Source organism: Flavitalea flava (assembly GCF_054461575.1).
This window is the reverse complement of sequence record NZ_JBTLQH010000016.1, coordinates 25,862-41,073: the sequence shown is the minus strand read 5'-3', so window position 1 is coordinate 41,073 and position 15,212 is coordinate 25,862. Positions and strand designations below refer to the sequence as shown.

At 47.6% G+C, this 15,212-nt stretch carries 8 protein-coding genes; 7 read left to right on the top strand and 1 reads right to left on the bottom strand.

Translation table 11 applies throughout. The annotated features are described in order from the left end of the window. Positions 1 to 15 precede the first annotated feature (15 nt). Positions 16 to 1,485 carry a MocR-like pyridoxine biosynthesis transcription factor PdxR gene (pdxR, locus tag ACX0G9_RS15480; RefSeq protein ID WP_459065835.1) on the top strand — a complete coding sequence of 490 codons (1,470 nt, stop codon included), beginning with the start codon at positions 16 to 18 and terminating at the stop codon, positions 1,483 to 1,485. Between the two features lie 10 nt (positions 1,486 to 1,495). On the opposite strand, the gene ACX0G9_RS15475 is transcribed toward pdxR, so the two are convergent. Next, positions 1,496 to 2,641: an alkene reductase gene (locus tag ACX0G9_RS15475; RefSeq protein ID WP_459065834.1), complete on the bottom strand. Its 1,146-nt coding sequence runs from the start codon at positions 2,639 to 2,641 to the stop codon at positions 1,496 to 1,498. Positions 2,642 to 2,726: 85 nt separating this feature from the next. On the opposite strand from ACX0G9_RS15475, the gene ACX0G9_RS15470 reads away from it, so the two are divergent. The 6 genes from ACX0G9_RS15470 to ACX0G9_RS15445 all read left to right on the top strand — a co-directional run bounded on the left by ACX0G9_RS15470 (position 2,727) and on the right by ACX0G9_RS15445 (position 15,212). Next, positions 2,727 to 3,641, top strand: coding sequence for an AraC family transcriptional regulator (locus tag ACX0G9_RS15470; protein ID WP_459065833.1), 915 nt, complete (start codon positions 2,727 to 2,729; stop codon positions 3,639 to 3,641). Positions 3,642 to 3,717: 76 nt separating this feature from the next. Further along, positions 3,718 to 4,368: an RNA polymerase sigma-70 factor gene (locus tag ACX0G9_RS15465; RefSeq protein WP_459065832.1), complete on the top strand. Its 651-nt coding sequence runs from the start codon at positions 3,718 to 3,720 to the stop codon at positions 4,366 to 4,368. 94 nt (positions 4,369 to 4,462) lie between these two features. Further along, a complete protein-coding gene (locus tag ACX0G9_RS15460; protein WP_459065831.1) occupies positions 4,463 to 5,611 on the top strand; it encodes a FecR family protein in 1,149 nt (382 codons plus the stop codon). A 288-nt stretch (positions 5,612 to 5,899) separates the two neighbouring features. Continuing rightward, a complete protein-coding gene (locus ACX0G9_RS15455; RefSeq protein WP_459065830.1) occupies positions 5,900 to 9,292 on the top strand; it encodes a SusC/RagA family TonB-linked outer membrane protein in 3,393 nt (1,130 codons plus the stop codon). Between the two features lie 68 nt (positions 9,293 to 9,360). Next, positions 9,361 to 11,127 carry a RagB/SusD family nutrient uptake outer membrane protein gene (locus ACX0G9_RS15450; protein ID WP_459065829.1) on the top strand — a complete coding sequence of 589 codons (1,767 nt, stop codon included), beginning with the start codon at positions 9,361 to 9,363 and terminating at the stop codon, positions 11,125 to 11,127. Positions 11,128 to 11,138: 11 nt separating this feature from the next. Next, positions 11,139 to 15,212 carry a carbohydrate binding domain-containing protein gene (locus ACX0G9_RS15445; RefSeq protein WP_459065828.1) on the top strand — a complete coding sequence of 1,358 codons (4,074 nt, stop codon included), beginning with the start codon at positions 11,139 to 11,141 and terminating at the stop codon, positions 15,210 to 15,212.

Here is a 15,212-nt window from a genome sequence, read left to right as displayed (position 1 = left end):
TAAGCTAATCCAGTTATGGAACTCATCAAAGAATTGATAATCATCGATAAAACCTCCAGGACACCCGTCTACCTGCAGATAACACAGGCTTTTATACAAGGCATCCACCAGGGTAAATTCAGGAAAGGTCTTCGATTGCCCGGTACCAGGAGGATTGCGGACCTCTTGAAAATAAACAGGATGACCGTTGTCGCCGCGTTTGAGGAACTGGAATTGCAGGGATGGATAGAGATGTTACCCAAAAAGGGAACCTTCGTGAAAATAAATCCGGCGGTTTTATCCCCGAAGAAGTTAAGTGAGGAAGGAGCGGCATTTCAACTGCCGGAAAAGCCTGGTTTTACTTTCGAAGAAAAAAGGATTCAGCCTTTTTTTACTCCGGATTTCCCTCCGGCGGGGAAACTTACGCTGAACGATGGTTTTCCGGATACCCGTATGGCCCCTATCGAAGACCTCGTCAGGACTATCAGAAGTCTTTCCCGGTTATCCTTCAACAAAAAATACCTGACCTATGGAGACGCGCAGGGAACGGTCTTTTTACGGGAAACACTAGCTGCCTTTTTGAACGATACAAGAGGACTGTCGGTTACACCGGAAAATATACTGATCACAAAAGGGGCGCAGATGGGTCTTTTCCTTGCTTCTTCCCTGCTGATGAAGCCGGACGGGGAAGTGATCGTCGGAACTCCCGGTTATGCACGGGCTAACCGCACCTTTCAACAAGCTGGCGCCAGGATCAACCATATTCCGGTAGATGAAGGAGGTATCGTTATGATGCGATTGGAAAAATTATGTAAAAGCAAAACAATAAAGATGGTATATGTGATTCCGCACCATCACCATCCCACAACGGTTACCCTTATACCGGAAAGACGGATTCGTTTATTGGAGCTGGCTGCCCGGTATAAATTTGCCATTATTGAAGATGACTATGACTATGATTTTCATTATGCCGGTAAACCGATGATGCCAATGGCCAGCCTCGACAGAAATGGGAATGTCATTTATATAGGGACCCTGAGCAAGTCCCTGGCCCCTGCGATCCGCGTTGGATTTATGGTAGCATCGGCAGGGTTTATCCGTACGGCCACCTGGTTACGTAAATCCATCGATTCGCAGGGAGACAGCCTGATCGAAAATGCCATAGCCGAGCTCTATAAAGATGGCACCATCGTCCGGCATATCAAAAAGTCGGTAAAATTATATAAAGAGCGCAGGGATCATTTTTGTGATTTGCTTCGCGATGAACTGGGGGATCGCCTTTCTTTCAGGGTTCCTGAAGGAGGGATGTCGGTATGGACCCATTTTTTAAAGAACAATCTGCCCGACGTGGTGGAGAAGGCTTTTAAAAAAGGCCTTATCCTGAGCGATGGCGCCGATTACGATACCGAAAAAATAAAATACAATTCCACGGGATTAGGCTTTGCCTCTTTGAACAATGGGGAGCAGGAAAAAGCAGTTGCCCTGTTAAAGCAGGTTTTGAGATGAAGCGGTAATATCATTCTTTGATGGGAATTAGTGAATCTTCACTGTGAATGGCCGGATAATCGGTATAACCCTCTTCCCCACCTTCGTAAAAGGTAGCCTGATCCGCCAGCGCTAAAGGTGTATTATGCCGGAACCTTTCCACCAGGTCAGGATTGGCGATAAAGGGCCTGCCGAAGGCGATCAGATCGGCCTGCCCTGCCTTCAGGATAGCTTCGCCGGAATCTGCAGTATATCCGCCGGCAAGGATCAGCAGATTGGAGAATCGTTTGCGTACTTCCGAAATAAATGGCGGCGGTATCGATGGGCGCCCCTCGGAAAATTGATTAGAAAGATGTAAATACAGGATGTCCAGTTGCTGTAAGGCATCTGTCAAATACAGGTGTGTGGCCATTTCTTCTCCGTAGGGCAGCATATCGTTCACCGTAGAAAAAGGAGAGAGTCGGATACCGGTCCGTTCCTTGCCGATGGCCGCTGTAACGCCTTCCATGATTTCCAACAGGAAACTGCTGCGACCCTCGGGGCTGCCACCGTACCGGTCCTTTCTGTGATTGGTGTTTGGATTAAGGAACTGATCGGGTAAAAAACCATGGGCCCCGTGGATTTCCACTCCGTCGAAACCGGTTTCCATTGCGTTGACGGCGGCCTGTATATGTGCCTGGATCATGGCCCGCGCACCGGTGGTAGTCAACTCTTCGGGTTCGGCCATGGGTAATTGTATATTTCCGGGTGTACGGACTTTATCATTTATCCGCAAGGGTGAAGGCGCTACCAAAGCTGTCTGTCCTTCATTGTTCAGGGAATGACCGACGCGGCCTGCATGGACCAGCTGGACGAAAATTTTCCCCTTCCTGGCATGTACTTCCTTCACTACTTTTTTCCAGCCAGCCTGCTGCGCGGTATTATAAATGCCCGGCGTATGGAGGATCCCGGTCCCATTGGGCGCTACCACGGTGTTTTCTGTAATGATCAGACCAGCACTGGCACGTTGCCCGTAATAGGTAATTGTGCCGGGGCCGGGAACCCCGAGGGGGGAACGGCGTCTGCTCATGGGGGCCATGACCATCCTGTTGTGAAAGGTTAATCCGGAAGCGACGAAAGGGTTCAGGAGCATGGTATCCGATTGTATTTTTTCAGTACCTATAATTTTTGCGGGCATAATGGTTTGTTTGCTGCCAAAATTACCTGTGTCCGGAATGGTGGAACAGTGATAAAACAAGGTTTGTTCTGTAATTTTACAGGTTATGGGGCATACCAGTTCAGCTAAGAAACAGAAAATATTACACCAGCCTTTCGACTTATTTATTTCGGATATGGAAGCCTGGAACGAGCGTCCGCTGGTCTATCATTTTTTTGAGATCGTTCAGATCCTGGAAGGCAGTGGCATGCGTGAGGTAAACAACAATAGGTTCTCTTATCACAAAGGAAGCATCTTCCTTTTTACACCGCTCGATTGCCGGGGCTTTGACAGTGCAACTCCAACGCGCTTCTGCTCCATCCGGTTCTCGGAGGTTTTTCTGGGGAAAAGCAAAAATACCCAGGAGCGGGAAAGGATCGGCTTATGGCTCCAACAGCTGGAACATATCTTTTATCATCATAACCGTTTTCAGGAGCTGCTGTTCCGGCAACCCGGAGATTGTCAGATGATCTCCGGGATACTGGAGAATATGGTGAAAGAGTACGAAAATAAACAATCTTATCATGAAGAGAACCTTCAGCATTTTGTAACGCTGATCCTCAATATCCTGGCCCGCAATGTGTCCGATAATACCAATATTTCAGATAGTCCGGCCGGTAGACCTTCAACCTCAACCGGTGAGGAATCAGAGCCGCTGATCAACCGGATGCTCGTTCATATCCGCCGCCATATCGGTAATCCCGGGAAGTTACGGATTGGCTACCTGGCTTCACAGTTTAATCTGGCTCCTAATTATGTAGGTGAGTATTTCCGGAAGTTTACCGGGGAGAGCCTGCAACAATATATTACACAGTATAAGTTAAAACTGGTACAACAACGACTGGCCAACAGCACACTTTCCATCAGCCAGATCGCCGATGAACTTGGGTTTACCGATGAAAGCCATTTGAGCCGGCAGTTCAGGAAACATCACGGTAAAAGCCCGGTTGAATATAGAAAAAAGGCGAAACCGGTATCATAAAAAAGCATTACATTCATTTTTTTTTGTTTACTTCCGGGCATAGCCGGGTTTGGTTAAGGTAAAGGGACCATGATAAATGAAAATAGGACCCTCTGATAAGGAACTGATTGCTGCTGACCGGAAAGAATTTAATGATTCCGGTTTATTAGCGCTATTGGCCGAAGACAGCCAGGTCGCTTTTCAATTAATTTTCGACCGCTATCACCCGCTTGTTTACCGTGTTGCGCATCTTTATCTGAAATCCCCCTTTGCTGCAGAAGATATCGTCCAGGAAGTATTCCTGAAAATTTGGGTACAGCGAAAGGATCTCTCCGCCATATCCTCTCTTAATGCCTGGTTGTACACCTTGACAAGGAACTATACGCTGAACCATCTTAAAAAGGTCGCCTGTGAATGGACCGCCCGAAAAAACTGGGCAGGAAATAATAAGCCTTCGTCCGGAAACCATGAACCCTCGGAAAATACGGCGGATCATAAGATCCGCAGTGAGCAGTATACCAAATTGTACAGGGAAGCGCTGGAAAAATTACCTTCCCAGCAGCAACGGGTATTCCTGCTGGCCCGGGAAAACGATCTTTCCTATGAAGCCATCGCCAGCCAGTTATCCTTATCGGTGTTTACCGTCAAAACGCATATGGCAAGGGCGCTTGCCTTTATCCGTGCCTATCTTCAACAACATAACCAGGAATTTTTCCTTCTTTTAATTATCGGAGAAATATTTTTCTAAAAAATTCAGGGTCCTTGTACTCCGAGCCTTCCTCCCGATTGTCTTCCTTATACCTGCCTTCATCCATGGGGAGCGGGAACTCAATAACGATTGTATGCAAAGCCATGAACATTTTTTATCGCTATTAGATAAATTTACCGCGGGTACGGTCAGCGCGGAAGATCAAAATGAACTTTTTTCCCTTATCGCTTCCGGGCAATATGACCATGTCCTGGCCGAACATTTTAAAGTAAGTTTTGCGGCCGAAAGCCTGGGAACCCCTTCATCCGAAAACATGGATCCCGCCAATCCCCGTTCGGAAGCCATGCAAAAGATCCTGAAGGGAATACTTGCAGAAAAACAACACCCTGTTCAAAGTCAGTATTCTCCCGATTACCTGAAAATCATCCAAGGCCATAAGTCCGGTAGTATATCTTCCGGATTTCGAAAATTCCGTTGGGTTATTGCCGCTTCTATTACCGGCCTGCTGGCTATAGGCATTTACCTGGTTGCCGGTATTGCCAGCAAACACCCTGGCAGGCAATTCAGCCATCATTTTATTCAGCCGGTAACAAAAAAAGTAAACCCATCTTCCCCACCCCTGACGATTAATCTGGAAGACGGAAGCCTGGTAATCCTGCAACCTGGCTCCTCTCTACAGGTTCCGGATCATTTTCTGGCTGACAAACGGGATGTCTACCTGGAAGGAGAAGCATTCTTTGATATCAGAAAAAATGCGGACCGGCCTTTTTATGTGTATAATGGAAATCTGGTTACCCATGTCCTGGGTACCAGCTTCTCTATAAAAACGGATCCTAAAAAGAAATCTATAGAGGTGTCGGTCCTAACCGGCAAAGTACAGGTATATGAGAACCGGGAGATTCTGCAACCTGATACCAATAAATTAAGTAATGGGGTCATACTGATGCCCAATCAAAAAGTCATTTATCAGGAAGACGATCGTCAGTTTTCCACCATGCTGGTGAGCAATCCTCAGCCTTTGGCCCGGGACAGCGCCGGCAAGGCAAACCCCAACCGGTTTGTATTCGAGGATGCGCAGCTTTCTACCGTATTCAGAGCATTGGAGACTGACTATGGGATAGAGATCATTCCTGAGAATGAAAATATAAATCATTGCCTGTTTACGGGAGATATCGTTAAACACGGACTTTACGAAAAGCTGGATATCATTTGCCAGTCGGTTAAACTTTCTTATGAATTCAACGGTACGAAGATCCTCATCAAGGGGAAAGGATGTAATTAAAAAAAAACAACCCTGAAAAAGTCATCATCTGATTCACCTGATAATCGAAATCATCACCAAAACCGTCAGTATGCATCCATAAAAATCCCGACCATATAAAAAGGTAAAACTAAAAGTAACCTACGAAAGAACCGTAACAGAGGGTACCATAAAAAAGCCGGCAATGGTGGGCATTGCCGACTTAACTGAACCCTTTCAGGTTCGATTTTGTCCGCCTCATTAATCTAACGAACAAAACTAATTGAAGTTATGAAAAAAAAGCAACTATTTGCTTCAATCCTGCTTGTCATGAGAATAACGATTTTACAGATAACCCTGGCGGCCATTTTCACCAGTACGCTGTATGCCCATAAACTTCCCGCGCAAGGGGTACTGGAAAAACCAGTAACCATCCTGGCCAAACACCTGGAGATCCGCAAGGTCATCGGGAAAGTGGAAAAACAAACTGGTGTTCGTTTTATTTACAGCTCGAGTACCATTGAAGCTGGCCGGAAAATTTCCTGTTCTGCCAACGGAAAAAAATTGAGCCAATTCATGGAAGAGTTCCTTGTGCCGCAACATATAGGTTACAAAGTCATTGATGACCAGATTCTCCTGTATCCCTTAACTCCGGCCAGTCCTTCCTCAGGCAATGACAATGACGGAGGTAATAACAGCAGTTCACCATTTAAACCTCAAAAAATAATCTCGGGCACGGTTACCAATGACAAGGGCGAGCCCTTGTCAGGGGTAAGCATAGGGATCAAAGGAACAGCGCTGGGAACGACAACCGATGCGAAAGGGAACTTCCACTTACAGATCGATCAGGATAACGCCATATTGCTCGTCAGTTATACCGGGTTCAGGATCCAGGAACTGCCCGTAGGAGCGAAAACAGTCCTGGTTATCCGGATGGCGCCGCTGGATAACCGGTTGGACGATGTGGTGGTGATCGGTTATGGGTCTGCACGGAAAAAAGATCTTACAGGGGCCATCTCCACCTTAAAAGGCGATGACCTGAATGTATCCCCTGTGGCCAGTACTACCAATACATTGGGTGGACGAATCCCGGGTCTTCAATCCATTCAGGGCTCGGGAGAGCCCGGTGCGGATGCCGCGCGGCTGAGTATCCGTGGATTTGGAACAGCCCTGATCATCGTGGACGGGGTGGAACAGGACTTTAACAATATCAATCCTTCCGAAATAGAATCCATCTCGGTCCTGAAAGATGCTTCGGCCGCTATCTACGGTGCCAGATCCGGCAATGGGGTCATTCTGGTGACGACAAAAAAAGGCAAGACCGGCAAGCCCGTGATCGCCTTCAATTCCAATTATACCCTTCAGCAATTCATCGCCCTTCCCAAAGTGGTCAACTCAGGACAGTACGCAGAGATCATGCGGGAATTCGATATCAATTCCGGCATTAACCCTAACCAGGCTGCGTATTCCGAAGATCAGATCAAAAAATATTATGCGGGGGATGACCCGGATTACCCCAATACGGATTGGTGGGATGCTGCCATGAAAAAAAGGGCACCCATTTATAAAAATGATATATCGGTACGCGGAGGGAATGAAATGGTGAAATACTATACCTACGCCGGTGTGATGAAACAATATGGCCTTGCCCGTTCGAATGATAATGTATACAACCGTTACAATGTCCGTTCCAATCTGGAGGCGAATGTTTCGAAGAACCTGTCCATGGAAATGAATCTGTCCGCCATCATCGACGATCAGACCCGATCCAATGCGGGGATTGAAGAATATGGTGGTTTTTGGAACGATTATTACTGGTCGCTCCCTACTGCCTCACCTTCCCTTCCCGATAACACCAAGGCGCCCTATGCCGGATCGGCTACCGTTGGAAATCCTATCGTGGATACGCGGTCAGGAATTTCCGGCTTTAACAGAACCAACGATCAGAATATCCGGGGCAGCCTGGCCCTGAACTATAAAATTCCGGCGATTGAAGGCTTAACCCTGAGAGGTTTTTTGGATTATCAGAGCAATCTCAATGAGAGCAAAAAATTCAACCGCCATTTTGAGACCTTTTCTTACAGCTATGCAAATAAGACCTATACGCCCGGGCTGGTCACCGGTCCTACCAATTTATCGGAAGCGGAGAACAGGTATACCCAGCTGACCCGCCAATTGTCGCTTAATTACACGGGCAATATTAACGGGGTCCATACGATATCCGCCTTCGTCCTGTATGAAGGGATCGATATCAAATCAAAAGGTTTCTGGGCCTACCGGCAGAATTTCCTGACGCCCAATATTCCCTATTTATTTGCAGGCGACCCGGCCTCACAAACCAACAGCGGTTCCGCGACCGAGTCGTCCAGAGCCAGCGTGGCTGGTCGGATCAACTATGCGTTCAAAGACAGATACCTGCTGCAGGCCACCCTTCGTTATGACGGCTCTCCCAATTTTCCGCCCAGTACCCGTTGGGGCCTCTTCCCCAGCTTTTCTGCGGCATGGCGTATTTCGCAGGAAAACTTCATGCGGCATAGCGGGTTGGTCAATGATCTGAAACTTCGTTTGAGCTATAGCAATACGGGGTATGATAATGTTGGTAATTTCCAATACATAGCAGGTTATACTCTCGGGCAGCGTCCCTGGTCGGTGAACGGAAATACCCAAACAGGGATATCGTTATCCGGTATCGCCAATCCCAATATAACCTGGGAGAATATATATACTTACAACGGCGGTGTCGATTTTACCATGTTGAAAAGTGCGCTCTACGGAACGGCCGATGTATTTTACCGGCTTCGGAGCGGTATTTTGGGTACCAGGGCCATATCATTGCCAAGTACCTTCGGTGCCACGTTGCCTTACGAAAATATCAACAGTTATTCGGACAGGGGCTTTGAATTTTCAGTGGGCTACCGGAAAAGTAACAACCGGTTCTCCTATGACATCAGTGCCAATGTATCCTATTCCAGGGCGAAATGGAAACATTATGATGAGACGGACTATACCGATGCGGATGCGATAAAGATCCAAAAAGTAACCGGTAAATGGACGGACCTGGTCTGGGGCTACCAGACGGACGGGCTCTTCACTTCGCAAAAAGAAATTGACGACCTTACCTATGTACTGGATGGTAATGCCAACAAATCCATTCATCCCGGCGACATCAAATATATAGACCTGAATGGAGATGGAGTGATCGATTGGAAAGACTCCAGGGTTATCGGGAAAGGTGGTCTGCCCAAGGTGATGTTCGGTCTTAATTTCCGGTTGGAGTACAGGAATTTTGATCTGGTTGGTTTGCTTCAGGGAGCTACGGGCAGATCTCTGAATGTGAGCCAGGGTATTGATTCACGCAGGGCGCCATCTGTCTATCTCTTCGAGAACCGTTGGACGGCAGAGAACAATAATAAACACGCCCTTTATCCCCGGCAAGGCGCCACGCCATCCAATAGTTATGGCTCTGACTATTGGCTTAAGGATGCTTCCTACCTCCGGTTAAAGGAACTGGGCCTTGGGTATAATTTCACCAGGCTGGTCAAGGGAAAGACGGGTATCAATAATCTTCGTTTTTACCTGTCAGCCACCAACCTTTTTACCATCAGCAAATTGTTGGATTTAGGCGTGGATCCTGAAGTGCTGGGGGAAACCTATTCCAAAGTGCCGGGCGCGGTTTATCCGAAACAAAAAACCTTTTCGGCCGGGATCAATCTTTCCTTTTAATGTGAAAAAAGATTCAACCGGATCATAAACTTAAAACCCATCAAGCATTCACCCGATAAACGAATTATATGAAATATCTTATCATCATAATTATATCCTCCCTGCTGCTGTCTTCCTGTCTCAAAGAAGCGCAACCACTGGACCGGATCCCCGAAACACTGGTATGGCAGGACTCTACCCTGATCGACGCCTATACCGTCGATGTATACAGCGAAATGACCTTCCTGATGAACCTTGGGGTCCAGGCATCCGACGGCTATTCAGAATTTTCCGGTAATTTTTATGCAGCCCTGACAGATGAAGCACATACCGCTTTTAGCTGGCTTTGGTTATATTATTATTTTAAGAACGGGAAAGGATCGCCCAATGATTTCGGGAATTATTCTGCCAATACTCCCTTCGATGCATGGAAGCTATATTCGACCATACGCAAAATGAATGTTTTCCTGAAAGATATCCAGACCTCGACGCTTCCTGCAGCGACGACACAGGTCCGGATCGCCAGGATCCGGTTCGCAAGGGCGTTCACGTATTTTATATTGGCGCGCAATTACGGAGGTGTTCCATTGATCACTATCCCGCAAACGGCAACGGATCCCAAGGACACACTTTATCCCAAACGTAATAAAGAGATGGAGATCTATGATTTTGCCTTGGGTGAATTGAATGCGATCATCAATGACAATGGGCTTCCCGCCAAAAAATACGATAATGCCAACCCTACTTTATATGCAGCTTTGGCGCTCAAAAGCAAGATTGCGCTTTATGCCGCCAACCTGGCGAAATGGGGTACTGTGGAGCTGGACGGAATTACGGGAGTACCGGCTGACCGCGCAAATGGCCTGTTCCAGGGTTCCTATGATGCCTCAAAAAAGATTATCGATGATGGGGTATTCTCTTTATTTAACCAGTTGCCAGGCGACAAGGCCGAAAATTTCCGTCAGTTATTCCTGACCAAACAGAATTCGGAAGTGATCTATGCAAAGGAGCTGAACGGACCAGTAAAAGGTGTCGGCGGCAACTATGATGTATGGGAATTCCCATTCGGTGCCCAGGGAGGCTGGCCGGGAAACGCTACACAGCCTTATCTGGAAATAGCGGAAGAGTTCGAGCTGACCAACGGAATGCACGGAGAAGCTGCGCCATTTGACCGTACTGCTCTCCAACAAGGTTTGTGGACATATGACCAGTTATGGGCCAACCGGGATCCCCGTTTTTTTGCCACCCTGTATACGCATGGCACCGTATTCCAGCAAAAGGGCCTGGAAATGAACCAGGATACTAAGGATATCTCCGGCAATATCGTTCAGACTCCGGGCGTGAACTACAGCGGCGGTATGAATACAGGCTTCGGTGTATTGAAGTATTGCGACGATGCCCTGATCAAACCCAATGGTAACGATACCAGGACGGATGCCATCGTATTCCGGTTGGGTGGAGTACTGCTGGATAATGCAGAAGCCGCCTTCGAATTGAATAAAGGCGGTGACGCGCTGGATGATGTCAACAAGGTAAGAGATAGGGCAGGAGTGCCTTTATTGTCCACTATTACCCGGGACAATATCCGTCATGAGCGGAAAGTGGAGCTGGCCTTTGAAAATGGCGAACGGTATTATTCCCTTAAATCCTGGCGTCTTTCTGAAACGCTGCTCTCCAAACAATATTCTGGTCTTCAATTCACCGCCGATGCGGCAAGTGGCAAGTTCTTCATCACTGTACTGCCGGATATAGACGGAGCCAATCCGCCCTTATTCCGGAAGAAGGATTATTATATCCCGCTAGGTGTTGGAGTGACGACAAACAATTCAAACCTGGTGGAGAACCCTAATTACTAAATAATTAACCGATGAAAAAGTCAGGAACCCGTGTAAGGATCACTTGCACAGCTACGCTTATTGTCTTTTCCGGGCTATTATTGCTGCAATGCCTGCTCCTTCCGGGAGAGGCATGTTCGCAATCCCCAACCTATTTCTATGTATCTCCATCAGGGAATGATAGTAATCCGGGCAGCCTTTCTCAACCTTTCCTTAGCCTCGAAAAGGCGCGTACCGCAGTCAGGGCCATCAATACGTCGATGACAGGGAATATTTACGTGTATTTACGGGGTGGCAACTACCAATTGGACAGTACCCTGAAATTTGATGAAGGCGATTCAGGGTCGGGGGGATACGATGTTATCTACAGTGCATACCCGGGAGAAACACCTGCGATCAGCGGAGGTAAACCCATTACCGGCTGGACCCTGGTCAGCGGTAATTTATGGAAAGCGACTGTGAGCGGAGTGAACGAAAAAATACGGCAACTCTATGTGAATGGGATAAGAGCCGGAATGGCCACGGGTCCAACCGTACTGACCAAGGGAGGCTACGGGGCATATACCGGTCTGCCCAATGGTTTTTTGCTGGATTCCTGCTCTGTTTCCGGCAATTATAAGGATGTAGAGGTCAACATCAAACATCAGTATGTTGATTTTTACCTTGGTGTAGATACCATCATCGCGAGCGGACCGAAAAAAGCGGTACTCATGCAACAGCCCTTTTTCTCTTATGCACAGCGGCTGGAAGGATGGGCGGCGATTAATTTCGATTCGACGGGTTCGGGTTTTCAGCAATATGTTACCCTGGCTAACGCTTCTGTCTTCCTGGGACAGCCGGGAGAATTTTATTATGACCGGGCTATGTCCACTATTTATTATACGCCCAGAGAAGGCGAGGTGATGGCTACCGCCGAAACGATCATCCCCAACCTTTCCTCACTGATACAGATCAAAGGAAGCTCACTTACCCATAAGGCGAGTCATATTCAATTCACCGGGATTCAGTTCATGCATACCAAATATCTGCTGGAGAAGATTGGTAATTCGGTGGGTTATTTTGTCGGACAGGGTGATTGCCCTTTCGTCACTATGACAGTTGCCCAGCCCTGGTGTTCCTGGGGCGCCACGACGTTCTCCGAAATAAAACAGCCTCCTGCCGGGATCAACGTGGATAATGCGGATCATATCCGTTTTGAAAAAAATACGATCACGCATATGGGTTCCCTGGGTATCAGTTTCCGAAATGGGGTGAGCAACAGCCGTATCGATGGCAATGTGATCCGGGATATCGCTTCGGCAGGTATAAATATAGGGTCGCCGCAACATGGTTTCAATGGGGATGGGGTACGGGAAGCTGAATCAGCGAGAAACAACGTAGGCACCTTTACGGATGCCAATGCCAGCGGAGGACGTGCGGTCAACGGATTAACGGCGATTGGCGATTCCATCCAGTTCGATAGCGTTAAAAATTATACGGCATCCTATCAACCCCTTAGCATCATTAAGTATTCAGCTATCAATACCGGTACGTTAAGTTTATATGTGGACGATACCTTCCGGCAGCGGATCAATTTTTACCCCACGGTCGGATCTCAGCCTTATAATATCACGTCCAGCGATATGGGCAACCCCTGGTTTATCCGGAATTTTAATTTTGAATTCGGAGATTCCGCCTGGACAAAATCCGGCGTTAACGCGATCATAGCTGACGACTCGGCCGGCGCCCTGACGGGGAGACGTTATGCCAGGATCACCGGTTCAGGATGGGTAGATCAATTGATCACTTCCGGATTTACACCGGGCAATTATTTTGATCTGACCGGGCGCGGTAAATTGACCGGAACTCCAGCCAGCGGCGCTTCGATTGGTGTAAAATGTTATAACGGGCCTACCCTGGTCAGCGATACCATGCTTAAGTTTCAGACCGCACGTGCCTACTATAAATACCAATCCTTCCGTTTCCAGGTTCCCGGAAATACAACAGTTTTGGAAGTATACGTATACAATGGAGATAACAATACTACCTTTTCGGCAGACGAGCTTTTTTTATCTGATGCTGGCAATGGTTCCTATGGGTCTTACCTGCCCGGTCCCGGATGGGCTCCGACGGCAAATAAACTATCGAAAATAAAGCTGAAACGGGATTCCGCCGATGTAGGCGGCCCCATAATTATCGATCATATCGGAGGAGGGGAATTTACTTACGGGAACGAAGAGATCTGTAAGAGGGATACGGTAGATAATAATTATATCCGGGAGAACTCTTTTAATTTCCGGTCTTCCCCCGTGATCATGGCCCATTTCAGCGATAGCCTCCATATCGATCACAATGATATCGATCACACTCCGTATACAGGCATCTCAGAAGGCTGGGGATGGAACTGGCCGCTGACGCCCTTATCCGGTAATAATACTATCGGGTACAACAGTATTCAGCATGTAATGGAAACGCAGTATGACGGAGGCGGTATCTATACCCTGGGGCAACAGCCCAACAGCAAAATGTTGAATAATTATATCTATGGAGTCAATGAACAATATGGCGGGCTTTACTTCGATGCCGGATCACAGGGTTTTAGCATTTTTCTCAATGTGGTGGAAAATGTACACGCGAACGTTCCCTGGCTTAGATTAAACTATTATGCATATATCAACCAGGCAGACAGCAATTTCCGGGATAATGGTACCAATAATACCGAGTTTTTGTATGATAATCTGTATTCAACGGTTACCCATACTTCTACGTACAGTCCCGGCTCCCGAACGGCCAGGGCGCAATCTATTGTGGACTCAGCCGGTCTCCAGGATAGTTACAGCAGTATAATCCCCACCAGTCAGCCTTATGAGAAACTGCTGGCCAATCCCGGATTTGAATCCGGATCAGCTTTCTGGACCAATTTGGGCAATGCCGGTGTGCAAAACAGCGCCGCCAACAGCGGCAGCAATGGCATCAGTATTACAGGGGCCGGAGGGTTCAATCAAATTATCAATTCCGGGTTCACTATTGGCAATACGTATACGATCAGCGGTTTTGGAAAAATGAGCAATACCGCCGGTAAGGGAGTGATTGGCATAAAATGCAGGAACGCTGCCGATAGCGTGTTGCTGGAAGAGGATTTGTCCTTCACCACCGAAACCAGTTATGTACAGAAGAACGCTTCCTTCATTCCGCCCGCCGGAACGGTAAAAATAGAAGTCTTTGCCTGGGATACGAATAGCAGTGCTGTGTTTTCGGCCGATGATCTGCAGCTATCCGGTACTGTTCAACTGGCAGCCAATCCCGGTTTTGAAGAAGGGAAGGCCGGCTGGACCAACCTGGGTAATGCGCTCATCCAAAATAACCCTGCCAATGCCAATGCCGGAAACTACAAAGTGGTAGTGACCGGGACCGGTGGTTTTAATCAGACCCTAACCACCGGTTTTGTTATTGGTCACACCTATCATATTAAGGGGCTGGCCAGGATGAGCAATACGGGAGGCACCGGTTTTATTGGGGTCAAATGTCACAATTCTTCGGGAACGGTCCTGCTGGAAAGGAATGTTCAATATAACACCGAAACTACTTATGTGGAAAAGGATACCTCTTTTGTTTTGCCGTCCGGAACCACAACGTTGGAAATATATGTTTGGAATGCCAACAACAATGCTTTGTTGTATGCAGACGACTTGCTGGTTACAGATCAGACAGTAAGTAATCCGGGTCTTGAAAGTGCGGGTAACAGCTGGATCAATCTGGGTAATGCCGTAATTCAGAATAATTCCGGCAATGCCAATACCGGATCGTATTCGATCCTTACCTCCGGTAATGGGGGCTATAATCAAATTATACGATCCGGGTTTATTGCGGGCAGACATTATACCCTCTCCGGTTTTGGAAAAATGAGCGGAAGCATCGGTTCGGGCAATGGTCATATCGGTGTGAAATGCTGGAGCGCCGGAAATAGTCTTTTGCTGCAAACTGATCTCGTATACAGCACCGAAACGACTTATACCCAAAAGAAAGCTGGCTTTGTCATTCCCTCCAACTGCGCCTATCTCGAAGTATATGTTTGGAATGATAATGCCTCGGCGGTGATCAGGGCAGATGATATTGAGTTGAGATAA